At 42.6% G+C, this 25,017-nt stretch carries 26 protein-coding genes; 23 read left to right on the forward strand and 3 right to left on the reverse strand.

The window, feature by feature from the left end:
- The first annotated feature begins 28 nt into the window (after window positions 1-28).
- From RT269_RS01490 to RT269_RS01545, 12 genes are all read left to right on the forward strand, one after another.
- The gene (locus RT269_RS01490; RefSeq protein WP_025233041.1) at window positions 29-328 is read left to right on the forward strand and encodes a PTS sugar transporter subunit IIB; all 300 of its coding nucleotides are present in this window, start codon (window positions 29-31) and stop codon (window positions 326-328) included.
- Window positions 329-360: 32 nt separating this feature from the next.
- Window positions 361-1,722, forward strand: coding sequence for a PTS galactitol transporter subunit IIC (locus RT269_RS01495; protein WP_313180236.1), 1,362 nt, complete (start codon window positions 361-363; stop codon window positions 1,720-1,722).
- Between the two features lies 1 nt (window position 1,723).
- Window positions 1,724-3,766 (forward strand): BglG family transcription antiterminator, encoded by a 2,043-nt coding sequence (locus RT269_RS01500; protein ID WP_313180237.1) that lies wholly within the window; start codon window positions 1,724-1,726, stop codon window positions 3,764-3,766.
- Window positions 3,767-3,800: 34 nt separating this feature from the next.
- Window positions 3,801-4,472, forward strand: coding sequence for a class II aldolase/adducin family protein (locus RT269_RS01505; RefSeq protein WP_313180238.1), 672 nt, complete (start codon window positions 3,801-3,803; stop codon window positions 4,470-4,472).
- Between the two features lie 42 nt (window positions 4,473-4,514).
- Window positions 4,515-5,507 carry a dihydroxyacetone kinase subunit DhaK gene (locus RT269_RS01510; protein WP_313180239.1) on the forward strand — a complete coding sequence of 331 codons (993 nt, stop codon included), beginning with the start codon at window positions 4,515-4,517 and terminating at the stop codon, window positions 5,505-5,507.
- 13 nt (window positions 5,508-5,520) lie between these two features.
- On the forward strand, window positions 5,521-6,144 hold the full coding sequence (locus RT269_RS01515) for a dihydroxyacetone kinase subunit L (RefSeq protein WP_313180240.1): 624 nt from the start codon (window positions 5,521-5,523) through the stop codon (window positions 6,142-6,144).
- A 207-nt stretch (window positions 6,145-6,351) separates the two neighbouring features.
- The gene (locus RT269_RS01520; RefSeq protein WP_313180241.1) at window positions 6,352-7,053 is read left to right on the forward strand and encodes a YoaK family protein; all 702 of its coding nucleotides are present in this window, start codon (window positions 6,352-6,354) and stop codon (window positions 7,051-7,053) included.
- Between the two features lie 328 nt (window positions 7,054-7,381).
- On the forward strand, window positions 7,382-9,247 hold the full coding sequence (locus RT269_RS01525) for a TIGR03960 family B12-binding radical SAM protein (protein ID WP_313180242.1): 1,866 nt from the start codon (window positions 7,382-7,384) through the stop codon (window positions 9,245-9,247).
- Complete coding sequence (locus tag RT269_RS01530) at window positions 9,231-9,941, forward strand: TIGR03936 family radical SAM-associated protein (protein WP_313180243.1); 711 nt, start codon at window positions 9,231-9,233, stop codon at window positions 9,939-9,941. The genes RT269_RS01525 and RT269_RS01530 overlap by 17 nt, the downstream gene beginning before the upstream one ends.
- Entirely contained in the window at window positions 9,934-11,136 is a 1,203-nt protein-coding gene (locus RT269_RS01535) for a ribonuclease E/G (RefSeq protein WP_313180244.1), read from the forward strand. Before RT269_RS01530 ends, RT269_RS01535 begins: the two co-directional genes overlap by 8 nt.
- Window positions 11,133-12,488 (forward strand): Trk system potassium transporter TrkA, encoded by a 1,356-nt coding sequence (trkA, locus tag RT269_RS01540; protein WP_313180245.1) that lies wholly within the window; start codon window positions 11,133-11,135, stop codon window positions 12,486-12,488. Before RT269_RS01535 ends, trkA begins: the two co-directional genes overlap by 4 nt.
- Window positions 12,489-12,507: 19 nt before the next feature.
- Window positions 12,508-13,950 (forward strand): TrkH family potassium uptake protein, encoded by a 1,443-nt coding sequence (locus tag RT269_RS01545; protein WP_313180246.1) that lies wholly within the window; start codon window positions 12,508-12,510, stop codon window positions 13,948-13,950.
- Window positions 13,951-14,078: 128 nt separating this feature from the next.
- Here the strand turns inward: RT269_RS01545 and RT269_RS01550 are convergent, their stop codons facing one another.
- Window positions 14,079-14,264, reverse strand: coding sequence for a hypothetical protein (locus RT269_RS01550; RefSeq protein WP_313180247.1), 186 nt, complete (start codon window positions 14,262-14,264; stop codon window positions 14,079-14,081).
- 355 nt (window positions 14,265-14,619) lie between these two features.
- On the opposite strand from RT269_RS01550, the gene rplU reads away from it, so the two are divergent.
- From rplU to rsfS, 8 genes are all read left to right on the forward strand, one after another.
- A complete protein-coding gene (gene rplU, locus RT269_RS01555) occupies window positions 14,620-14,928 on the forward strand; it encodes a 50S ribosomal protein L21 (protein ID WP_025233053.1) in 309 nt (102 codons plus the stop codon).
- 2 nt (window positions 14,929-14,930) lie between these two features.
- The gene (locus RT269_RS01560; RefSeq protein ID WP_313180248.1) at window positions 14,931-15,269 is read left to right on the forward strand and encodes a ribosomal-processing cysteine protease Prp; all 339 of its coding nucleotides are present in this window, start codon (window positions 14,931-14,933) and stop codon (window positions 15,267-15,269) included.
- A gap of 3 nt (window positions 15,270-15,272) precedes the next feature.
- Window positions 15,273-15,563, forward strand: a complete 291-nt coding sequence (gene rpmA, locus RT269_RS01565; protein ID WP_013272669.1) for a 50S ribosomal protein L27 — start codon at window positions 15,273-15,275, stop codon at window positions 15,561-15,563.
- 189 nt (window positions 15,564-15,752) lie between these two features.
- Window positions 15,753-17,036, forward strand: a complete 1,284-nt coding sequence (gene obgE, locus RT269_RS01570; protein WP_313180249.1) for a GTPase ObgE — start codon at window positions 15,753-15,755, stop codon at window positions 17,034-17,036.
- Between the two features lie 14 nt (window positions 17,037-17,050).
- Window positions 17,051-17,347, forward strand: coding sequence for a ribosome assembly RNA-binding protein YhbY (gene yhbY / locus RT269_RS01575; protein ID WP_313180250.1), 297 nt, complete (start codon window positions 17,051-17,053; stop codon window positions 17,345-17,347).
- A gap of 35 nt (window positions 17,348-17,382) precedes the next feature.
- On the forward strand, window positions 17,383-18,000 hold the full coding sequence (gene nadD / locus RT269_RS01580) for a nicotinate-nucleotide adenylyltransferase (protein WP_313180251.1): 618 nt from the start codon (window positions 17,383-17,385) through the stop codon (window positions 17,998-18,000).
- Window positions 17,997-18,593 (forward strand): bis(5'-nucleosyl)-tetraphosphatase (symmetrical) YqeK, encoded by a 597-nt coding sequence (gene yqeK / locus RT269_RS01585; RefSeq protein ID WP_313180252.1) that lies wholly within the window; start codon window positions 17,997-17,999, stop codon window positions 18,591-18,593. The genes nadD and yqeK overlap by 4 nt, the downstream gene beginning before the upstream one ends.
- Window positions 18,590-18,952 carry a ribosome silencing factor gene (gene rsfS / locus RT269_RS01590; protein ID WP_025233060.1) on the forward strand — a complete coding sequence of 121 codons (363 nt, stop codon included), beginning with the start codon at window positions 18,590-18,592 and terminating at the stop codon, window positions 18,950-18,952. The genes yqeK and rsfS overlap by 4 nt, the downstream gene beginning before the upstream one ends.
- A 292-nt stretch (window positions 18,953-19,244) precedes the next feature.
- On the opposite strand, the gene lexA is transcribed toward rsfS, so the two are convergent.
- A complete protein-coding gene (gene lexA, locus RT269_RS01595) occupies window positions 19,245-19,865 on the reverse strand; it encodes a transcriptional repressor LexA (RefSeq protein WP_313180253.1) in 621 nt (206 codons plus the stop codon).
- A gap of 179 nt (window positions 19,866-20,044) precedes the next feature.
- On the opposite strand from lexA, the gene RT269_RS01600 reads away from it, so the two are divergent.
- The 3 genes from RT269_RS01600 to RT269_RS01610 all read left to right on the forward strand — a co-directional run bounded on the left by RT269_RS01600 (window position 20,045) and on the right by RT269_RS01610 (window position 24,410).
- On the forward strand, window positions 20,045-20,350 hold the full coding sequence (locus RT269_RS01600) for a LysM peptidoglycan-binding domain-containing protein (protein ID WP_331663877.1): 306 nt from the start codon (window positions 20,045-20,047) through the stop codon (window positions 20,348-20,350).
- A 149-nt stretch (window positions 20,351-20,499) separates the two neighbouring features.
- Window positions 20,500-22,449, forward strand: coding sequence for a TetM/TetW/TetO/TetS family tetracycline resistance ribosomal protection protein (locus RT269_RS01605; protein WP_313180255.1), 1,950 nt, complete (start codon window positions 20,500-20,502; stop codon window positions 22,447-22,449).
- Window positions 22,450-23,114: 665 nt separating this feature from the next.
- Window positions 23,115-24,410 carry a hypothetical protein gene (locus tag RT269_RS01610; RefSeq protein WP_313180256.1) on the forward strand — a complete coding sequence of 432 codons (1,296 nt, stop codon included), beginning with the start codon at window positions 23,115-23,117 and terminating at the stop codon, window positions 24,408-24,410.
- A 105-nt stretch (window positions 24,411-24,515) separates the two neighbouring features.
- Here RT269_RS01610 and RT269_RS01615 read toward each other — a convergent pair whose 3' ends face one another.
- Window positions 24,516-24,920: a nucleoside 2-deoxyribosyltransferase gene (locus RT269_RS01615; protein ID WP_313180257.1), complete on the reverse strand. Its 405-nt coding sequence runs from the start codon at window positions 24,918-24,920 to the stop codon at window positions 24,516-24,518.
- Window positions 24,921-25,017 lie beyond the last annotated feature (97 nt).

The raw sequence follows: 25,017 nt of genomic DNA on the forward strand, positions 1-25,017 counted from the left end.
CGTATGAAATCAGAGGAGGGTTTTGATCATGGGAATCAGAGTTATTGTAGCCTGCGGAAGCGGTGTGGCTACTTCACAGACAGTAGCAAGCAAGGTAAACCGCATGTTAAAGGAAAAGAAAGTGGATGCATTGGTGGAGGCGGTGGATTTAAAGTCTGTTGACCGTTATATGGACGGCAGCGCAGCTTATATTACCATAGTGAAAAATGCCAAGGAATATCCGATCCCTGTGATCAATGGAATCGCATTTCTCACAGGCATTGGGAAAGACCAGGAGTTTGATAAACTGTTAAAAGCAATTGCGGACTACAAAAAGAAGAATCTATAAATTTAGAGTTTGAAAATAAGGAGGTAAAGAGGATGCAGATGTTAGCGAATACTGTTAATTTCTTTCTGGGGCTTGGGGCTGCTGTATTTGTACCGGTAATTATTATCATAGCCGGATTAATTGTTAAAATGAAAGTAAAAGACGCTGTTTCATCAGGCATTACCCTTGGCGTAGCATTTTCCGGAATGAGCATGCTGATCAACTACATGACCGGAGTGATCACACCGGCGGCAACTGCCATGCTGGAGTTTTCCGGTATTGATCTTCCCATTACCGATGGGGGCTGGACCACAATGTCCACGATTTCCTGGTCCTGGCCTTATGCATTTTTAATGTTTCCCCTTTTAATCGTAATTAATATTATCATGCTTGCCATGAACAAGACGGATACCTTTAATGCGGATTTATGGAATGTATGGGGGAAAATCTTTACGGCAGTCGCAGTATATTACATAACCGGCAATGTAATCGCAGCGTTTATCGTTGCGGCAGTTCAGGTGATTTTTGAGTTGAAATCCGCTGATTTTCATCAGCACCGTATCAGTAAGCTTTCCGGTATTCCGGGAGTCACCTGTACTCATAAGATGGTTTTTCTTGCAGCACCTATGTATATTGTAGACTGTATACTTCGGAAGATTCCTGGACTCAACAAATCATTTAATGCAGAGGATTTAAAAGATAAGCTTGGTATTTTTGCGGAAAATCATATTTTGGGTTTCCTTTTAGGAATTATTTTCGGAGCTTTGGCAAGGTACGATTTAGCAGGGATATTAACCCTTGGAGTGCAGTGTGCCACTGCCCTCACCTTATTCCCGGTGATCTCAAAATACTTCATGCAGGCTTTGGAACCGATCTCCAACGCGGTTTCGGAATTTATGCAGAGCAAATTTGCAGACAGAGAGATGTATGTAGGGTTAGACTGGCCGTTTCTTGGCGGAGCCAATGAGATTTGGCTGGCTGTTATCTGGACAGTGCCTGTGACCCTTATTATGTCCTTTATCCTTCCCGGTAATAAGATATTACCTTTTGCAGGCATCATTAATATTGCCATTGCAGTGCCTGCATACTTGGTGTGCAGGGGAAACATCCTGCGCATGCTGATTCAATGTACTATTTTTACGCCGGTATTTTTATGGGTGGGTACTGCCTTTGCTCCCTTTATGACAGAGCTGGCAAATACCACAAAGGCCGTGGAGCTTGCGCCTGGGCAGATGATTTCCAACTCAAGCATTGACGGTCCTATATTTACGTATGCATTTTCACACGCGGTAAAGGCGCTGCAGGGAGATTTCCTTCCGTTAATTATTCTGGTTCTGTGGATCGTGTCCTTTGTGCTCTATTCAAGAAGCCTGATTCAGGAAAAGAAGGAAGACCTGGCAAAGGAAAGAGCGTAACATGAAAATCGGCCAACGGAATTGCTTGATTTTGAAAGAAATTATTAATCATAGTGCATCTGTCACAGGAAAGGCTCTGGAGGCAAAATTACATCTCTCAAGAAAACAACTGGAGTATGGGATTACTAGAATTAATGAATATCTGGAGGAACAGCAGCTGCCGATTCTGGAACGGGCAAATAACGGGAGGATCCTCATCCCAAATGAGGTCATAGAACAACTGGATTTCACGCACCTGGAACAGGAGAATCAGGATGTCTGGCTTTCTAAGGAAGAGCGGGGAGATATCATTCAGCTGATGCTGCTTACAAAACAGCAGGAACTATCGCTGCAGCATTTCATTGCTGAGTTAAAGGCCAGTAAAAATACGGTGCTGTCTGATTTAAAGCGCTTAAAGGAAGAACTGTCTGATTCAGGCATTCCGCTGACATACAGCAGGGAAAAAGGCTATCAGCTGGAAGGCCGGGAATATGATTTGAGGCAGCGGCTGTTCCTGGTACTGCGAAATATTTTGTCAGGACGGGGGCAGCAGGCAGTGGTTTTTCGGATCGGAAGGATCACACAAAAGCAGATGGAGCATATGCGCAATATGACGGAAACCATTGAAGGGGAATTGAAAACCCGTTTTACGGACGAAATGATCGAAGTGAACCGGTATTTTTTTGCCCTGGTGCTGAGGCGGATCCGGGACGGTATGGCTTTAGACACGGTTCCGGAAACCTTCCGTCATGTGGCAGGAACAAAGGAATATATGGTGATCAAATCCTGCCTGGCTGCCGAGGGCGTAAACAGCATTCAGGAAACCATGTATTTTACCGCCCATATCCAGAGCATGAAAATCAACACCCATTTGGAGGCTGTTGCAGGGCAGGAAGAGGTTTATCAGGCAGTGGAGGAAACCATCCGCAATTTTGAACGGATCGCCTGCATTTGTTTTGAGAATAAAGAGAATACCTTTCATTTGCTCATGAACCACAGCCTTCCTGCCCTGTACCGCATCAGATATAATTTTCATATCGGTCCCGATATTTCTGAATACGTGCTTCCTGCTTATCAGGAAGTACATGACATGGTGAAAAAGTCTGTGACGCCTCTGGAAAAAATAATCGGAATGTCTTTTCCGGAAAGTGAACTGGTTTATATTACCCTGATCTTTATTGCCCTTACAAGCAGAGAGGATGAAGAAGAGATAACAGACAGACGCCCGAGGGCGGTGGTGGTATGCCAGAACGGCATTACTGTATCCCACTTTCTTCTGACCTCATTAAAGCACACCTTTCCGGAAATCGACTTTCTAAACTATATGTCGGCGCGCCAATTCGATCAGTACGAGGAAGACTTTGACCTGGTATTTACAACAACGTCCTTAAGGACATCAAAAAAGCAGTTTGTGATCGAACCTTTGCTGGACAAGGAAAGAAGAAGGAAACTTCGTAAAAATGTGTTTGACAGCCTGAAAAGTTCAGGGGAGATCTTTCCCCAGGTAGAGACAATCCTTCAAATCATAAAAAAGCATACAAACGAAAGCGTGTTTCAGAAGCTGAGGATGGAAATTGACTCGTACATGGTACAGTCAGACCGGAGAGCAGGAGGAACCATAGAGAAAAGGAAACCGGAACTAAGGGAACTGCTGACAAGATCCAACATCAGGATCATTAAGGAACGCATGGGCTGGAAGGAAGCCATAGAATTTGCAGCGGTGCCCCTGCTGTATAAAAATATTATCAAATACCAATATGTTGAAACGATTATCTCTAATATTATTGAGCATCAGCAGATCATGCTAATTGCAGAGCATGTCATGATTGCTCATGCTGGAATCGATGCAGGGGTATATGATGTGGGATTATCCATGCTTTTGCTTCCCCAGACCATAATGGTAAATGATTACATGGAGGTAAAGGTGATTTTTGTGCTGGCAACTCCGGATTATGAGAGTCATTTGGCAGCATTAAACCAGTTGATCAATATTTTAGAGGATGAAAAGAAGCTGGCTTCCATGAAGGATGCCAAAACAGCAGATGACATTTTGGAATTACTATAGGCTGCAAAAATGAAATAGAAACGACGAGATTAGAATGCTTGAAACATTGAAAAAAGATGTATGTGAAATTGCAAAACGTGCTCAGAGAGATGGTTTATGCAAGCATAAATCCGGAAATTTCAGTGCACGGGATTTAGAAACCGGTTATGTGGTCATTACTCCAACCAGCGTTGACCGGGACTTGCTGACTCCAAGGGATATGGTAGTTATGGATCTGGAGGCCAGGGTTATTGAAAACTTATCTGGCTTAAGACCGACCAGCGAATCCCTGATGCATCTTATGATCTACCGACAGAGACCAAAAGCAGCGGCTATCGCCCATACACATTCTGCCTATGCCACCGCATTTGCCTTACTAAACAAGCCGATTCCGGCAGTTGTGTATGAAGTGGCTAACTTAGGCCTGACAAAAGCCCGTGTCCCTGTCGCTCCCTATGGACGTCCTGGGACCACCGGACTGGCGGACAGCGTCATTGAAAGCTGCCTGGAAGCAGACTGCTTTTTGCTGGAAAAGCATGGAGCCGTTGCAGTGGATGAACGTGATGTTTATGAAGCATTTTTAAAGGCCGCTTACATTGAAGAACTGGCAGAATTATATTATCTGGCATTGACCGCAGGCGGTGGAAAAGAGCCGGATGGTTTTGCTCAAGAGGAGCTGCAAAGGTGGGAATATCCGAAAGAGATATCGTTTCCCAATGTAAGATAAGGAGGAAATTTTCTGTCTGAACTATAGAAAGAAAGGAATTATATGAAAAAGATTATCAATCGCGCGGACACATTCGTGAAGGATACCATGGAAGGTATTATCTGTGCATACGGTGATAAGGTAAAGCTGTTACATAATGATTTTCAGGTGCTGGTTTCCAATTATCCGGCCAAGGAGGGAAAAGTCGGCGTAGTAACAGCAGGGGGAAGCGGCCATCTTCCGGTATTTTTAGGATATGTTGGGAAAGGGCTGCTGGACGGCTGTGCAGTAGGGGAGGTCTTTGCCTCCCCGGCAGCAGCTAAGATGGCTGACATGATCCGCGCCTGTGACAGGGGGAATGGCGTGCTGTGTTTATTCGGGAACTATAACGGCGACCGCTTTAATTTCAACATGGCTTGTGAGGAAGTGGAATTTGACGATATTCAGACAAAAGCAGTGCTTATAAAGGATGATGTTGCCAGCTCTTCTCAGGAACATGCTAAGAAGCGCCGGGGCGTTGCAGGCATGGTATATGCCTTTAAGATAGCAGGAGCAGCTGCCGATAACATGATGAACTTAGAGGAAGTGGCGGCTGTGACAACCAAGGCCTTAAACAACATCCGTTCTATGGGTGTTGCCCTGTCTCCCTGCATCGTTCCCAAGGCCGGAAAACCGACCTTTGCCATAGCAGAGGATGAGATTGAGATTGGAATGGGAATTCACGGGGAAGCGGGTATTGAGGTAAGGAAGATGATGACCGCCGACGAGATAGCGGAAACGCTGGTGAATACGATCACGAAGGATATGCCTTTGAAAGACGGGGATGAAGTGTCCGTAATGGTCAATGGCCTTGGTGGAACCCCTTTGGAGGAACAGTTGATTGTGTACAGAAAAGTGCATCAGATCCTTTCCCGTTTAAGAGTCAGCATAGGGGAATATGCTACTTCCATGGAAATGGCCGGCCTTTCTGTAACGATATTTAAACTGGATCAGGAATTAAAGGAATTGCTTCAGGCTCCGGCAGAAACTCCGTTTTATACCAATTCAAATAAATAGGGAGGTATATGGCATGAATCGGGAATCAGTAAAGGGAATCATGGAAGCGATCAGCAGGGAAATGTCTGCAAACCGGGATTATCTGGTGGAACTGGATCAGGTAAACGGGGATGGGGACTTAGGGATTTCCATGGACGACGGCTACCGGGCAGTGGTGGAATTTTTAAAAACTGCGGAAGAAAAGGATCTTGGGAAGCTTTTCCTGGCATGCGGCAAGGTGTTTAATGCCTCCGCCCCGTCTTCCCTGGGAACGATCACTTCTTTTGGCTTTATGGGCCTGGCAAAGGCGTTAAAGGGAAAAGAAGAGACGAGCTTTGAAGAGGCCGCAGGGGCGATGCTTTCGGCAGTGGAAAACATCATGGGAAAGGCGGAGTCAAAGGTGGGAGAGAAGACCATTCTTGATTCCCTGTATCCGGGAGCAGAGGCCCTGGTAACATATGCGTCTGATCCGGAAATGGCAGTGAGAGAAGCGGAGAAGGCAGCAGGACAGGGTTCAGAAGCCACACGGCAGATGCGGGCAGTTCATGGACGTGCCGCTTATTCGGCTGATCGCAGCATTGGCATTTTAGACGGCGGTTCTGTTGTTGGAAAATTGATATTTAAGGGGATTGCCGGTTATTATGGGACTAAGCAATAAAATATAATTATCAGGGGGAGTATTGATGTGAAAGCGTGAAACTGGCATTGTCGGTTTCACGCTTTTAAACATGAATGAAGGGATTCGGGCTTTCATTTGGCTTTACAGTATCCAGCCCAATGGACACAACTACCCTTGTACATGGTGAAGGAATGTACTATAATGTTAGGAGGCCATGGGCATTAGGAAGTAAGGAGATATTGGCATATGGGAAATGAATCAAATATAAAGTTTACTGACCACATCGGATTTCACATGCTTTTAGCTGCAATAGGCGGATTAATGGATGCTTATTCTTATGTTGACAGAGGCAATGTATTTGCCACCGGCCAGACAGGGAATTTCGTGCTGGCTGCAATTCGTTTCCTCTCAAAGGACTATAAAGGCATGGGGCAGGCATTTGTGCCCATCGTAGCGTTCTGGCTGGGAGTTTTTCTGGCAAGACATATTTTTTATAAAATTTATAATGAAAAACACACCCATTGGATATCGGGTATTTTATTTCTGGAAATTGCCGTATTGTTTTTGGTCGGCTTCATTCCCCACACCCTGCCGCACTTATTTGCCAATACGGCGGTGTCATTTGCTGCTGCGGTTCAATTTTGCACCTTCCGGAACTTTGGAGGGAATGCCGCATATGCACCGGTTTTTTGTACGGGAAATATGCGTTCCTGTGCGGAAATGTATTACGAAGGCTTTGTCAGAAAGGACAGAGGGTGCCGGAAAAGAGCATATCATTACACGGGAATCCTGTTGGCCTTTTTCACCGGAGCTCTTACGGGGGGCTGGCTATCTTTTCAGTTGGGTGAAAAGGCGATCTGGCTGGCCTGTGTGCTGTTGCTTGTATCCTGGATAACCGTTGGCATAGAAAAAAAAGGACAAAAAGCCGGCCAGCCCCTGCTTTTGTAAATAAAGGGATACCGGTTCCGGATACTGGGACATTTTAACCTCATCAAACAGCGAAGCGGTTTACGAATATCCGATTGACGAACAAAGTGCCCCATGGACCGCGGCCTTTTTCTGTGTCAATGGGTTTATACATATCCGAGTCCACAGGTAATTTTGGAGTTGATTAATCACCGAAAGTATCCTATAATTATGCAAAGTATCATTAAGAATGGTTCGTTGGGGAAAACAAAGCGGATGCAATGTCAGGCAATCGCTGGTTTTCATTGACAGCTTTATAACAGATAGCTACGAAATAGATTCATAAACTGCAAATAAAAAAGGAATGATCATGAGAAAACTAGCATTAAGCGATGAGATTTTATTGAGAATTGAAAAACCGGCCCGCTATATCGGCGGCGAGGTAAATATGGTAAAAAAAGACCTGTCTGCTGTGGACATCCGTTTTGCCATGTGTTTCCCGGATGTCTATGAGATTGGGATGTCCCACTTGGGAATGCAGATTTTATATGATATGTTTAATCGTAGAGAGGATATTTACTGCGAGCGCATCTTTTCCCCCTGGACGGATTTAGATCAGATCATGAGGGAGCAGCATATTCCTCTTTTTGCTTTGGAATCTCAGGATCCAATTAAAGAATTTGATTTTATTGGAATCACCCTTCAATATGAAATGTGCTATACAAACATCCTCCAGGTTCTTGATTTGGGACAAATCCCCCTTCACTGGGAGGACCGGACAGAGGAAGATCCTATTATCATTGGCGGAGGCCCGTGTGCTTACAATCCTGAGCCTTTGGCGGAATTCTTTGACATGTTCTACATCGGCGAAGGAGAAACCGTTTATTTTGAGCTTATGGACCGTTATAAGGAAAATAAGAATAAGGACGGAAGCCGCCGGGAATTTTTAGAGATGGCTTCAGAGATTGATGGTATCTATGTACCGGCTTTTTATGATGTATCCTATCATGAGGATGGCACCATAAAGAGCATGAAGCCCAATAATCCTCACGCAAAGGAAAAGGTAACGAAGCAGCTGGTTGTCACCATGGATGAGGCTTATTACATTGAAAAACCGGTAGTTCCTTTTATCAAGGTAACTCAGGACCGGGTGGTCTTAGAGGTCATGAGAGGCTGCATCAGAGGCTGCCGTTTCTGTCAGGCCGGTAATGTTTACCGTCCGCTAAGGGAACACAGCCTGGAATATTTAAAGGACTACGCCAGCAAGCTCTTAAAAAGTACCGGACATGAAGAAATCTCCCTAAGCTCGTTAAGCTCCAGTGACTATAGCCATTTAGAAGGAATTGTGAATTTCCTGATTGATGAATTTAAGGACAAGGGAGTCAATATATCCCTGCCATCCCTCCGGATTGATGCTTTTTCCCTTGATGTCATGAGCAAGGTCCAGGATATCAGAAAGAGCAGCTTGACTTTTGCCCCTGAGGCTGGTTCCCAAAGACTTCGTGACGTAATTAACAAAGGACTGACAGAAGAGATCATCTTAAAAGGAGCGGGAGAAGCCTTTAAAGGCGGCTGGAACCGGGTAAAGCTTTACTTTATGCTGGGCCTTCCTACAGAAACCGTAGAGGATATGGAAGGGATTGCAGAACTGTCGGAAAAGGTGGCGGAAGTCTACTATGAAATTCCAAAGGACCAGAGAAATGGAAAGGTCCAGGTGGTAGCAAGTTCTTCCTTCTTTGTTCCTAAGCCATTTACCCCGTTCCAGTGGGCGAGGATGTGCACAAAAGAGGAATTTTTGGAAAGAGCTTATATCGTGAAAGACAAATTTAAAAAGATGCTGAATCAAAAGAGCTTAAAATACAATTATCACGAAGCTGACTTGACGGTTCTGGAAGGCGTTTTGGCACGCGGAGACAGAAAAATCTCCACATTGATTGAAGAGGTTTATAAAAACGGTGCCTTGTATGATTCCTGGTCTGAGCATTTTAAAAATGATATCTGGATAAAAGCTTTTGAGACCTGCGGCCTTGATGCGGATTTCTATACGGTCAGGGAAAGGGACTTAGAGGAAGTGTTCCCCTGGGACTTTATTGACGCAGGCGTATCAAAAGAATTTTTAAAGAGAGAATGGCAGAATGCCATCAATGCGAAAGTCACCCCTAATTGCAGGGAGAGATGTTCCGGCTGTGGGGCTATGAATTTCGAGGGAGGAGTCTGCTATGAAACTGAGAATTAAATTTTCCAAGCAAGGCCCGGTAAAATTCGTAGGCCATTTGGATGTGATGCGTTATTTTCAGAAGGCCATGAGAAGGGCCGGGATTGATATCAAATACAGCGAAGGCTTCAGCCCTCATCAGGTCATGTCTTTTGCAGCACCTTTAGGAGTGGGTCTTACCAGCAATGGAGAATACATGGATATTGAAGTAAATTCCATGGAGGATTGCAAAACCATGGTGAGCCAGTTAAATGAAGTAATGGCAGAGGGAATCCAAATCATGGAATGCCATATGCTTGATGAACGGGCGAAAAACGCCATGTCTCTTGTTGCTGCCGCAGATTATACTCTGACGTTCCGGGAAGGAAAGCAGCCAAACGATTTGGAGGCATTTCTAAACGGTCTTTCGGACTTTATGGGACAGGATCATATCCTTATCACAAAAAAAACCAAAAAGGGCGAAAGAGAAATAGACTTAAAAGCTTTTATCTATGAACTCTCTGTACATGGAGAGACGATCTTCATGAAGATATCTGCGGGAAGCGCAGATAATATAAAGCCAGAGCTGGTGATGGAGGCTTATTATCAGTGGCTTGGACAGACCTGCCCGGAGTTTGCCTTCCAGATTCAGAGAGAAGAGGTTTACGGCAATAAGGTCGACGAGGAACATATAATACTTGTGCCTTTGGGGCTTATAGGAGAATCCCTTGAATAAGTTAATCATAACAAGATGGAACGGCTCGGTCATCACCCTTCTCCAGTCAGGAAAAGAGACGGTTTCAGTCAACATTGAACCGGAGGAAAACCAGTCCGTTTTGGGCAATATTTATATAGGAAAAGTAAATCATATCGTTAAGAATATCAATGCGGCTTTTGTAGATATTGGAGGGGGACAGATGGGATATTTAAGTCTGTCTGACGCCAGTATCCTCTTTGCTGACCAGAGGCCTTATAACGGAAAGCTTCGCCAGGGCGATGAAATCATCGTCCAGGTAGAACGGGATGCGGTGAAGACAAAGGCTCCGGTTCTCACCGGAAACTTAAATGTTACCGGCCGCTATTTTGTGCTGACCTCCGGAAAGAAACAGATTGGCTTTTCAACCAAGATCACGGATCAGGCATGGAAACAGGAGATGAAGTCCTATCTGGAATCCAGGAAGGATGAAGACTTTGGCATGATTGTCCGCACCAATGCCTATAAGGTTCCAAAAGAGGAACTGGAATCAGAACTGGTCCAGTTAATGGATTCTTTTAAAGAGATGCTGGACAATGCAAAGCACAGAACCTGCTACAACCTTCTGTACAGCTCGGCTCCTTCCTACTTAGCCGGCTTAAGGGACAGCCTTAAATCTTCCCTGGAAGCAGTCATTACCGATGAACCGGATATATACGAGGCTATAAAAGATTATCTTACCCAGTGCCAGCCGGAAGACCTGGGACTTCTTACAAGGTATGAGGACAATCTGCTTCCGCTTGGAAAGCTTTACCGGATAGAAAAGACTATGGATGAAGCTTTAGGGAAAAGGGTATGGCTGAAATCAGGAGGTTACCTGGTCATTGAACCTACGGAAGCCCTGGTAGTCATTGATGTGAATACAGGAAAGTATTCCGGAAAGAAAGAACTAAGGGAAACGATCAAAAAGGTTAACTTAGAGGCTGCCGAAGAAATCGGGCATCAGCTTCGGCTCAGGAATTTATCCGGTATCATTATTATTGATTTTATAGATATGGAGGCAGAAGAGGACAGGCGTATCCTTATGGATCGTCTGGAGGGGATTTTGTCCAAAGATCCGGTCAAAACGACCGTTGTTGAAATGACAAAATTAAATCTGGTGGAAGTGACCAGAAAAAAAATACGAAAGCCTCTTTATGAACAGGCATTGCAGATGAAGGAGAAGGTTTCATTATGAAAATCATAATAGTGGGTTGCGGTAAGGTAGGAGCAACCCTGGCAGAACAGCTGAACAATGAGCATCATGACATTATGCTCATTGATAAAAACGCAGATGTCATTAACTCTATTACGGAGAGAATCGATGTCATGGGCGTCGTGGGAAATGGTGCAGTTTATAAAGTACAGATGGAGGCAGGGATTCAGGAAACAGATCTTTTAATTGCCACAACTAATTCCGACGAGCTGAATATGCTTTGCTGCCTGATTGCGAAGAAGGCAGGAGACTGTCATACCATTGCCAGGATCCGTAATCCGGAATATCACTCTGAAATCAACTATATCAGGGAAGAGCTTGGACTTTCCCTGGCTATTAACCCGGAGATGGCTGCAGCCATGGAAATCGCCAGGCTGCTCCGGTTTCCATCTGCAATCAAAATCGATACGTTTGCCAAAGGCAGGATTGAAATCTTGAAATTCCTGGTGCCGGATCATTCCATCCTTCATAACATGAGGGTGCGTGAGGTTCTGTCGAAGCTTCATTGCAATGTGCTGATCTGTGCCATTGAGCATGGCAGTGATGTCATCATCCCAAGCGGAGAATCCGTCATGATGGCAGGGGACAAGATATCGTTTATCGCATCACCTGCAGAAGCCAACGAGTTCTTCAAACAGGCAGGGATTGATAACAATACAATTCGGACAGCAATGATGGTAGGCGGCGGAAAGATTACATATTATGTTGCAAAATTGCTGGAAAGTACAAAGATTAACGTAAAGATTCTGGAGCAGAATATGGAACGCTGCAATGAGCTGAGCGAGCTTCTTCCAAAGGCTATGGTCATTCATGGAGATGCTTCTGATCAGGAACTGCTGCTTCAGGAAGGAATCGGGCAGATCGATGCTTTCGCTTCTCTAACCGGTTTTGACGAGGAGAACATCATGCTTTCTCTTTATGCAGCAAGCCAGTCCAAGGCAAAACTTATTACAAAAGTAAACCGGATCGCTTTTGAAAATGTCATTGATTCCATGAATTTAGGCAGTGTGATCTACCCCAAGCTCATCACCTCTGAGACAATTCTCCAATATGTCCGTGCCATGCAGAATTCCATGGGGAGCAATGTGGAAACCCTCTATAAAATCGTGGCGGACAGGGCGGAAGCATTGGAATTCCGCGTGGCAAATGAGCCAAGTATCGTAGGGATTCCACTTGAAAAACTTGAGCTTAAAAATAACCTTCTTGTGGCCTTCATTAACCGGAAGGGACGTTTTATCAGCCCTCGCGGAAAGGACACCATGGAAGAAGGCGACCGGGTGATCGTAGTCACCACGGTGACCGGGCTCAATGATTTAAAAGACATACTAAGGTAGGAAAAGGCGAAAAAAGGTTATGAATAAAAAAGTTATCATCTATCTGATGGGCTGGATTTTAAATATTGAGGCAGTTTTTATGCTGCTGCCGTGTATCACTGCATTGATTTATCAGGAAACCAGCGGTTATTGGTTTCTGGCAGTTATGGCAGTCTGCGGAGGCACCGGGCTTATTTGTACCCGCAAAAAGCCTGAAAACATGGTTTTCTTTGCAAAAGAAGGATTTGTTACCGTTGCATTAAGCTGGATTGTCTTAAGTTTCTTTGGGGCAATGCCCTTTTATTTAAGTGGGGAGATCCCCAAATTTGAAGATGCAATGTTTGAGATTATTTCCGGCTTTACCACAACCGGATCCAGTATTTTACCGGATGTGGAGTCTCTTTCCCAATGCATGATCATGTGGAGGTGCTTTACCCACTGGATTGGCGGTATGGGTGTTCTGGTATTTATTTTATCCATCCTTCCTCTTGCCGGCGGTTATAATATGTATATTATGAAGGCGGAAAGCCCCGGTCCTTCCGTAGGAAAATTGGTGCCTAAGGTGAGGACGACCGCTAAAATCCTTTATAAGATCTATTTATTCATGACGGTGGTGCAAGTCATCCTTATGCTGATAGGAGGAATGTCACTTTTTGACTCACTGGCAATCAGCTTTGGAACAGCCGGTACAGGCGGATTTGGGATCAAAAACAGCAGCATGGCTTTTTATGAGAGTTATTATCTGCAGGGAGTTGTTACCGTATTTATGATTTTATTCGGTATAAACTTTAATGTGTATCACCTGCTTTTAACCCGTCATCCAAAAGAAGCCTTCCGCTGTGAGGAAGCAAGGGCATATCTGGGAATCATTGCGGCGTCCGTTTTATTTATTACCTTTAATATCCGCGGCAGCTTTGGCAGCCTGTTTTCTGCTTTTCATCATGCCGCATTCCAGGTAGCTTCGATTATCACCACAACGGGTTATTCTACTGTTGACTATGATTTATGGCCGGAATTTTCAAAAGGGATTCTGGTTGCTCTTATGTTTATCGGTGCTTGTGCAGGAAGTACGAGCGGAGGCTTTAAGGTATCACGAGTCGTTATCCTTTTAAAGGCTGTTAAAAAGGAACTGGCGTCCATGATCCATCCCAGAAGCGTGAAGATTATAAAGCTGGAGGGAAAGCCCGTTGAGCATAATGTGCTCCGGTCCATCAATACATTTTTAGGTGCTTACATCGTGATTTTTACGGTTTCCATCCTGCTCGTCAGTTTGGATAACTTTGATTTTACCACCAATTTCACAGCCGTAGTAGCAACCCTTAATAACATCGGGCCAGGACTGGCAGGGGTAGGCCCTCTCCAGAACTTCTCCAATTTTTCTGCTTTGTCCAAATATGTTATGATGTTTGACATGCTGGCGGGGCGTCTGGAGATATTCCCAATGTTATTGATTTTTGCACCTTCTACATGGAAAAACAGTTAAGAAAAAAGGCCGCAGATATTTGATATGCTTCCTTTAGGCAGACAGTTGAAATAATAAAACTGTCTATCTGGAAGGGAGCATATCATTTAAGCTCTGCGGCCTTGTTGCGTGGAGAGAATAATGAAATGTTACAGGATTCCCTTTGTGCTTTTTTCCGGAAGACTTTCATTTCTATTTCCGTTATGATTGCCGCAGTAGACTCCTTTCTTTATTGGTGCGAATAAAAATCCAAGGACGCAGCCCAACAGAAATGCTGACACGATTGAAAGTCGTTTTTCAGGTAAACTCCATTCTCTGTTAAAAAAGTTTCTCATAGTCTGATCTCCTTTCGTTTGCTTATGAAAAATGTTAAGCGCCGTAAACTGAACGCTCCTTATACGGATAGCATGTTTATGACAGAAGCTGGCAAATATGTGATTATTTATGCCCAACTGATTCTATTCGTATCCCCTTGTTTTATCGGATGGCTTCTATTATACTAGACGCCAGTAACAAATACAAGGAGATACTATGGTGCAGGCGGAAAAACCGACTATTTTTTGTTTAAAAGATATTGACAGAACAGTTTGAGAATGATATATTAATAAAGTATGCCGCACAATGAGGTAAAAAAGTTTCCATTTATTTGGAACACCACAGTTGGCGAGTAATGATAATAGGAGGTGCCATATGTACGCGATTATTGCAACAGGTGGAAAGCAGTACAAAGTAGCGGAAGGCGATATCATTAAAGTGGAAAAGCTTGGTGTTGACGCTGGCGAAGCTGTCACATTTGACCAAGTACTTGTTGTAAACAATGGTGAATTAGCAGTTGGTTGCCCGACCGTAGCAGGTGCTACCGTAACAGGTACAGTTGTGAAGGAAGGCAAAGCTAAGAAGGTTATTGTTTACAAGTATAAGAGAAAATCCGGATACCATAAGAAAAATGGTCACAGACAGTCTTATACTCAGGTTAAGATCGAAAAGATCAATGCTTAATTATGATAAGAGTAACCGTATTGGTTGATTCAGAACAGCATTATGCGGGAATCCAGATGTTGGGACATGCCGGTTTATCTGATGATCATCAGGATGGACAGGAACTTGTCTGTGCTGCAGTGTCAGCACTTACATTTAATATGACCAACAGCGTGGAACAGTTTACTGAAGATTCCTTTGAAGTGGATCAGGAAGAGAAGTCAGGTGCTTTTCATTTCCGTTTTACATCAAATATCAGTTCAGGATCACAACTCCTTATGAATTCTTTGGTATTGGGATTACAAGATATTGAAGAAGAATATGGAGAACCATATATTAAAATCCGATTTAAGGAGGTGTAAGTAATGTTAAGAATGAACCTTCAATTTTTCGCTCATAAAAAGGGTGTTGGTTCTACCAAGAACGGTAGAGATTCCGAGTCTAAGAGATTAGGTGCCAAGAGAGCTGACGGTCAGTTCGTGTTAGCAGGCAATATTCTTTATAGACAGCGAGGAACTCACATTCATCCAGGCATCAACGTAGGCCGTGGCGGTGATGATACATTATTCGCTTTAGTGGATGGCGTTGTAAGATTTGAGAGAAAAGGCAGAGACAAAAAGCAGGTTTCTGTTTATCCAAAAGCAATTAACGAATAATTGGACCGGCTTCATACCTTAGACGTATGGAGCCGTTTTTTAAAATACAGGACCTGCCTGGCTGCCTGTATTCAAAAATTCGCTGCTCATGCTCAATTTAGGGTTGAACCCTTTAAGAAAGGGGCTTAACCCTTTAAAGGAAGGGTTAAACCCTAATTTTAATCGAAAAGAAAGGTAACAGGTGAATGAATGTTTGCCGATAGAGCAAAAATATTTATAAAATCCGGAAAAGGCGGTGACGGTCATGTCAGCTTCCGGAGGGAACTTTATGTTCCATGCGGCGGTCCTGACGGCGGTGACGGCGGCCGCGGCGGTGATATTATATTTGAAGTAGATGAAGGCCTTAACACATTAAGTGATTTTCGGCATATTCACAAATATACCGCCCAGGACGGGGAATCAGGCGGAAAACGCCGATGCCATGGAAAGGACGGCGGAAACCTGGTGATCAAGGTTCCGGAAGGCACGGTGCTCAAAGATTTTGAATCCGGAAAAATTATTGCCGATATGTCCGGTGAGAACCGCAGGGAAGTTATATTAAGAGGTGGCAAAGGCGGACAGGGGAATATGCATTATGCAACTCCTACCATGCAAGCCCCCAAATATGCCCAGCCTGGACAGCCTTGCCAGGAACTTTGGGTACAGCTTGAATTAAAGGTGATTGCGGATGTAGGCCTGGTTGGTTTTCCGAACGTTGGAAAATCCACGCTTCTTTCCAGAGTCAGCAATGCAAAACCTAAAATAGCCAATTACCATTTTACAACCTTAAACCCACATTTAGGCGTTGTGGATATGGATGGAGGAAAGGGCTTTGTTATGGCTGATATTCCAGGGCTTATTGAGGGCGCTTCTGAGGGTGTTGGATTAGGACATGATTTTCTCCGTCATATTGAACGGACAAGGGTCCTGGTTCATGTGGTGGATGCCGCATCTACGGAAGGAAGAGATCCCATCGCGGATATCCATGCGATCAATAAGGAACTGGAGGCTTATAATCCGGAATTGATGGAACGTCCTCAGATCATTGCGGCCAATAAGACGGATGCGATATATGATGACGGTGAAGATCCGGTAGGAAAGCTTAAGGCGGAGTTTGAGTCTCAGGGTGTTAAGGTTTATCCTATATCTGCAGTAAGCGGTAAGGGCGTAAAAGAATTGTTATATGCTATTTATGAGCTGCTTCAGACCGTGAATTTAAGTCCGATTATATTTGAAAAGGAATTCGATGTTAAGAGCCTGGGTGTTGCACTTCTTCCTTATTCTGTGGAAGTGACAGAAGATGGAGTTTACGTGGTAGAAGGTCCCCGTATTGAAAAGATGTTAGGCTATACGAATCTGGAATCAGAAAAAGGCTTTACCTTCTTCCAGAAATTCTTAAAAGAAAACGGGATTTTAGATGAGCTGGAACAGGCGGGAATTAAAGAAGGAGATACGGTCCGCATGTATGGTCTTGAATTTGACTATTACAAATAGCAGAGGAGAATAATATGACAAGTAAGCAGAGATCCTATTTAAAGGGATTGGCGATGAATATAGATCCTATCTTCCAGATTGGAAAGTCCAGCTTGACACCTGAGATCACCAATGGGGTTGCAGAGGCACTGGAAGCCAGAGAGTTAATAAAGATTACGATACTGAAGAATTGCCTGGATGATGGAAGCAGTATTGCTGCAGTATTAGCAGAGAGAACTCACTCCGAGGTCGTTCAGGTGATCGGAAGAAAGATTATCCTTTATAAGCAGGCGAAAGAGGAACATAAGAGGAAGATCGTGCTTCCAAAATAATCCTGTTTCATTTTTGAGTCAGGGAGTCGAAGATTATGGGTAGAATAGGCATTATGGGCGGTACGTTTGATCCAATCCACAATGGACATTTAATGATTGGCGGACAGGCATATAAGGAATATGGCTTAAAAGAAGTCTGGTACATGCCTTCCGGACATCCGCCTCATAAAAAGAACCGTAATGTGTCAGAACCGGCTACCCGTCTTGCCATGACAGAACTTGCCATGAAAGATCATGAAGGCTTTGTCTGTTCGGATTTTGAAGTAAGGCGAACCGGAAATACGTATACGGCGCAGACGTTAAGATTACTGCACGAAGAATATCCGGAGCATTCCTTTTATTTCATCATTGGAGCTGATTCTTTATATGAGATTGAGAATTGGTATGAGCCGGACCAGGTGCTGACTCAGGCAGTCATATTGGCTGCCCGGAGGGAATATGAGGAAGCGGACCGTTCCATGGACAGGCAGATAGCTTATCTGGCCTCTAAGTATGGCGCGGATATCCGCACGCTTCACTGCGGGGAAATGGATATCTCTTCTGCAGAATTACGCAGCATGATTGCCAGGGGGCAGTCCATAGCAGACTATGTACCGCGGGAAGTCATAGAATATATCGAAGCCCACGGTTTATATCAGGAGTTGGAATCATGAAAGATCTGATCTTAGAGTTGAGAAATGATTTAAAGGGAAGATTAACTCCTTCCAGGTTTGAGCATACGGTCAGTGTATCATTTATTTGCACCGCATTGGCGATGCGCTATGGATATGATCTATATAAAGCGGAGCTGGCCGGCCTGCTTCATGATTGCGCCAAGCCTTATGGAGATGAAGATATTATCAGAAAATGCAGGAAACAAGAACTTCCATTAACTGACGACGAACTCAGGGCCCCAGTTGTGCTCCATGCGAAATATGGGGCATGGCTTGCAGAGCATAAATACCGTATCAATGACGAAGAGATCATAAACGCGATCCGATGGCATACCACCGGCAAAGCGGAGATGTCTATATTGGAAAAAATCGTTTTTACGGCGGATTATATTGAGCCCAGACGCGACAGAGCAGTGAATCTGGCTCTTGTGCGGTCTATGGCGTTTGTGGACTTGGATGAGTGTGTTTATCAGATCCTTAAGGAAACCTTGGATTATCTGGATGGAAAAGGCAGTTTTGTGGACTCTATGTCAAAGCAGGCATATGCTTATTATAAGCAGGTTCACGAAGAAAAGAAGGGAGAACAAGGATGAATCAGTCAGTTGAGATGGTTAAAACCGCTTATGCGGCTTTATCAGATAAGAAAGGGGAAGATATCAGAATTATTGATATCTGCAAAGTATCCGTAATGGCAGATTATTTTATTATTGCCAGCGGTAACAATGCAAATCAGGTACAGGCCATGGTTGACAATGTAGAGGAAGAACTTGGAAAAAAGGGATTTGTCTGCAAACAGATAGAAGGCTATCAGTCTGCTAACTGGATACTCATGGATTACGGTGATATCATTGTCCATGTATTTGATCGTGAAAATCGTTTGTTCTATGATCTGGAGAGAATCTGGAGAGATGGAAAGAAAATTGAGGCTGACGAATTGGAAGCTTTATCATAAGAACGGAATTTTATTGGGTAAAACGGCTTAACAGAATCTGTGAGCCGTTTTTTCATTGAAGTTTTCATTGCAGTATTCATTTTAGTATTCATTATAGTTCTCATTGCAGTTCTATAGAAGTATGAAACTGCTTATATTCTTGCTTAATCAGCATCGTCTTATTTTGTGTTTTATTTAATGTCTTGTTACAAGTCTTGTAATAATTGATTAATGAATGTTTTATTCAGGCCATGGTTAACATAATAATTTTATGTTAACCATGGCCTGAAATTACGTTTTTCAATTAATAATATCAATGAATCCCCAAACGGAATAAACCGATTACCTTACCCAGGATTTCTACATTCTCTACAATAATCGGATCCATGGAATCATTCTCTGGCTGCAGGCGGTAATGGCCCTTTTCTTTAAAAAAACGTTTTACAGTTGCGGAATCATCAACCAATGCCACCACAATTTCTCCGTTGTGGGCTGTCGGGCAGTGTTCAACAATAATCTGATCACCCTCAAGTATGCCTGCATTGATCATGCTGTTTCCCTTAACTTTTAACATGAAGGTCTCGGCATTTGGGAGAATATCAGCTGGTATGGGATAGTAATTCTCAATGTTTTCCTCTGCATAAAGAGGCTGTCCGGCCGCAACGGTACCAAGAAGCGGAACGTTTACAACTTCCCTGCGTGTCAGCTGAAAGCAATCATCTATGATCTCAATGGTTCTGGGCTTGGTTGGGTCTCTTCTTATGTATCCTTTTTCCTCAAGCGTCTCCAGGTGAGAGTGGACGGATGATGTTGATTTTAAACAGACCGCTTCGCAAATCTCCCTGACTGCCGGTGGATAACCCTTCTTTAAAATTGTTTCTTTTATATATTCCAAAATTTCCTGCTGTTTTGGGGTAATTCTCTCTTGCGCCATGGTACGGCCTCCTCACTCCTTATTCATTAAGACTATAGTAACATATGTTCGATTAAAATGCAAACCTTTGTTCGAAAAAAGTGCAAAATCAATTGACAAACGTATGTTCGTAATGGTATTATAATGACAGGAAAAGAACTTATGTTCTGTTTTGGATTGTTTTAAAGGAGGTATACGTGATGAAGCAATTAATTGTACTGTCATTGGTCGTTTTACTTGGTTCTCATTTTTTTGGCAATTCTATAATGAATGCCCTTGCCGGAGAGACGGAAATTCCGGTGTTAGAGAAGTATTATACAAGCATTGAGATCCAAAAGGGGGACAGCTTATGGAGCATTGCAGGAACGTATCTGGAGAACAGCGGTATGACCACTGCCCAATATGTAAAAGAATTAAAGAACATAAACGGATTAAAAGAAGATACTATACACAGCGGGCAGTATCTGACTGTCGTGTACTTTGCATCTGATCCAGGAGTGAGATAAATAGAAAAACCAGACAGCCACTATTTTAAATCCATTGATTTTATTGGAATTATATCTTAGAATAATAGAAGCGGCGTCTCTTTAAGAGACGTTAAACAGGTATTATTAAGTTCAGAATTATTCTTATAGTCAAAGGATTAAAAATAATTATGAAGATAACTTTTGGAATTTTGGCCCATGTAGATGCCGGAAAAACTACCTTTTCGGAGCAGGTATTATACAGAGAAGGGGTAATCAGGGCTCTGGGCCGTGTAGATGCTAAAAACGCATGTATGGATCATGATGATATCGAAAGGGCGAGAGGAATAACCATATTTTCGGATATGGCCGGCTTTACTCATGGCGATAATACCTATTATCTGATTGATACGCCTGGTCATACAGACTTTTCAGCTGAGATGGAACGGGCCTTGGAAGTAATGGACTATGCAGTCCTTATGATTAATGGCACAGATGGAATTCAGGGCCACACAGAGGCCATCTGGAACCTGTTGGAGCGTTATCATATTCCTGTTTTTTTGTTTATTAATAAGCTTGATGTGATCTCTGCATCTTATGAAAGGGTTTTAACTGAGATTCGAGAACGTTTTTCCGGCAATATCCAGGATTTTCAAGGCATTAGCCTTAAGAAGGGAAATGAGACTGCCCTGACAGATGATTTCATTGAGAATGTATCTGAATGGGATGAAACATTACTGGATAAATGGTTGAATGGAAGTATTACTTTTGAAGACCTAAGGCCTGCCGTAGTTTCTCAGATTAAAAACCGGAAGCTATTCCCCTGTTTTGGCGGCAGCGCTTTAAATGGAGAGGGGATAGAAGCATTTCTTAATATCTTTTATAGTTACACAGAAACTTCCTATCCGGTATCAGCGCCATTTAGAGGGAGAGTGTTTAAGATCCGTTATGATGGACATGGAGAGCGAATGACGTATTTGAAGATATTAAGCGGCATTCTCAATGTCCGGGATTCCTTATCAGCGGATGAGAAGGTTCATCAGATAAGGATATTTCAGGGAGAACGTTTTACGGCTCTTCAGACGGCTTCTGCAGGAGATGTGGTAGCTGTCACCGGGCTTCGGACTACCAGAGCAGGCCAGGGGCTTGGGGAGTGCTATGATACGGTAGTTCCGGCACTTCAACCCACCCTTCAGGCAAGAGTCCTGTACTCATCTGAGATACCTGACCGGGCAATCTTACAGATGTTTCACAATCTGGAGGAAGAAGAGCCTGGGCTAAGTGTGGTATGGGAAGAGTCTTTGCGGCAGTTAAAAGTGAATATCATGGGTAAAATTCAGCTTGAGGTTCTGGAACAGGTTGTGTTAGAAAGATTTCAGACAAAGATATCCTTTGGACAGCCAGAGATCATCTATATGGAAACCGTAGAGGAACCGGTTACAGGATATGGACATTTTGAACCACTCCGCCATTATGCGGAAGTAGCATTAAGGATAGAACCCGAAGAGCGAGGGAAGGGGATTACATTTGAGAGTCAATGTCATGTGGACAGGCTTGGGATCAATTATCAGAATCTGGTACGTACCCATGTGTTTGAAACAATTCATAAAGGAGTTTTAACCGGATCTGAGTTGACGGATATTAAGGTTATCCTGGTTGATGGAATTTCTCATATTAAGCATACTGAGGGCGGGGATTTCCGTGAAGCAGTATACCGGGCGATTCGCCAGGGTCTTATGAAGGCCCACAATCTACTTCTGGAGCCTTATTACAGCTTTACGATATTAATTCCTGATCCCCTAACAGGAAGGGTATTAACTGACATTACAAAATATTCCGGCCGGTTTGAAGCTCCGGTTCCGGATGGAATCGGAAGAACTGTAATAAGAGGTCAGGGTCCTGTTGCTTCATTTATGAATTACGGAGAAGAACTGATGATAATGACCGGAGGCAAGGGAAGTATATCTATGGTGTTTTCTCATTATGATAGATGTCATAATGAAGCCCAGGTTATTGATCATTATCAATATAATCCAAATGAGGATATTAATAATCCTTCTTGTTCCGTATTCTGCCAAAAGGGAACTTCGTTTGTAGTTAATTGGGATCGTGCAGAAGAATATATGCATACTCTTAAATAATTATTGCTAATTACTTTTATTCTTAACTTGAGTTGATGGATCATTGGTAAAGATTCTGAAGTCTGTAAAAGACCACATAAAAGCCACATAAAGAAAAACCACATAAAAAAAGTGGCAATGAATTGTTTGCCGCTTCAGGCTATCGACATTTATATGTTGATAGCTTTTTATATCTTTCATAAGCAATGAGCTATGATATAATAAACATTAGAAGGATAGGGTGAAAATAAATAATAAGATCAAAGGAGATACTATATGATTACATATAAAAAGTGGATAAGACATATTTCACACAATATGACTTAATCCCTATGCGTGTTCATGTTTCCAGTTATTATAAAATAGATAAAATTAATCGTGGGTTAGGTGGTTTTAATCTTGTTGAACCCCCTATAAACCCTTATTTAAAAGACTTTTGTACCGGCGAAGACGAAACTGTAATGCGTTGGGAAAGACAATGGGATATTTCAAACTTTTTTGTAGTACCGCAATAATAATATTTCCGGCAAAATTTCCGCCTTCCGCATCAATTTGTGGAGACAGCATTCCTCCCATACTATGACCTATTATAAATATTCTTTTAGAATCAATGGTTTTGTTTGTTAAAACAGAAAATGCATTGTATAATGAGTTTAATATGATATTGTGACGGGGGAAGAGTACATATGGTCAAATTAGAAGAAGTCTTCGGGGTCAGTAGAAAACCTGTGCTTAGCTATATTGAACGCCAGGAAGTTGATGGGTCATTTGAGAACGCACTAAGATCGGATAAACAAATAATAGTTTATGGTGCATCAAAACAAGGAAAAACTGCTTTGGTCAGTAAATATTTACCATATAGTGAATGCTTAGCTGTTAGCTGCAGTCCCAAAAGTCAAGTTTCAGATATTTATAAATCGATTCTTAGAAAACTTGGCATTGAAATTTTAACCGATAAGCAGAAAAGTAAGAGCGGAGATGTTGAAATTGGAGCTGTAGCAAAAATTAAATCTAAATTACCATTTTTAGCAGCTGCAGAGGTCGAAGGGTCTGCAAAAGTTAATGCATCAGCTGAACAGCAGCTTAATTATCGATCAATAGAGTTTAACCTAGAGCTGCCGCAAGACATTTTTGACTTGTATAAACAAGCTAATTCTGATAAATTTGTAATTCTTGAAAATTTTCATTATCTTTCCAGTGATGTTCAAAAGCAATTGGCGTTTGATTTGCGCACTTTTCAAGAGCTAGGATTAAGATTTATAATTTTAGGAGTATGGAAAGAGAAAAACAGACTTATTCAATTTAATGGAGATTTACAAGATCGGATTGCAGAAATACCGGTTGAGCCGTGGGATAACACAGAATTTATTAGCGTAGCAAAAAAGGGAGCAGAAGAGCTTAATATTGAAATTTCAGATGAAATATTACTAAGACTCTGCGAGGAATCAATGGGAAGCATAGGAGTTGTTCAGGAGCTATTAAAACTGTTATGCTTGGAGAATGGTATATTACAAAAGCAAGGACTTAGAAAACATATTGTTGACCAGATGACTCTTGATCACGCTATTACGGCAAAATGTGATGATTATTCTTCAAGACATGTTCGTGCATTGGAAGATATTGCGAAGGGGCAGAGGGATGTGAAAGATAAGGAGAAAAAGCCTCTTTTCTTGCCATACTACTTTGTTACTGCAATTTTAAGTCTGGATTTTTCAACTATTTTAATGGGTGTGCCACGTAAAAAGATAGAAGAAATAATTAAAAGCCGTCATCACAGAAGTGCCGATATAAGGCCAAGTGATATTGGGTATCTATTGAGTAGTTTGGCAAAATTACAAACAGCGAAGAAAATCCAGCCACCGTTGTTTGATTATGATATCTCTCAGCGTACTATTAATATAATTGATTCAACATTTTATTTCTTTTTAAAACATTGCGATAAAGGAGAAATAATAGAAAATATTGAAAATCCATTAGATTAAGTGACAAAATCAATATTGAGAAGTTCAAGATAATAATGAATAAATCTATCTATTTCGCCGCCTTGTTGTGTGCTTTTGGCGCAGATAGATAACCCCACAGTATGCTTATACTGCTGGGTTATCTATCTGCAATTTTTTTGCCAACATTTCAATATTCCCAATGAAATGGTTGACATTCTGCAACCAATAGAAAGCGGAGGTATTGTCATCGCATTTAAAGTATTTATCGTCTGCATGATATATATAGACAATTTTATTTAGCGCAATCGCTATTCCTAATTCTACATGTGTTCCTCTGCCCTGAGGAGTTAAGACAATCACGATATCGGCGTTCTTTACTCCATCGATTTCTTTTTGACCGACTGATTTCAGCGTTTCCATATTGGTTTCTTTGATTGATCCATGTACTGTCCAATCATAAGTATGTTCCCAACCGAAATTTTTTAACAATTCAGCAAGGTCTTGTACTTGTTCATAGTTCTCCAGTTTTGACGCTATATAAAATTTCACTTTTATCCTCCTGTGCAATTTTATAAATACTGTTCGTTTGACTTTTCGCCCTAAAGCAAAGCACGGAATTAAAACACTACTTTACGATTATACTACA

This window comes from Lacrimispora sp. (assembly GCF_032078915.1).
Classification (GTDB): Bacteria; Bacillota; Clostridia; order Lachnospirales; family Lachnospiraceae; genus Lacrimispora.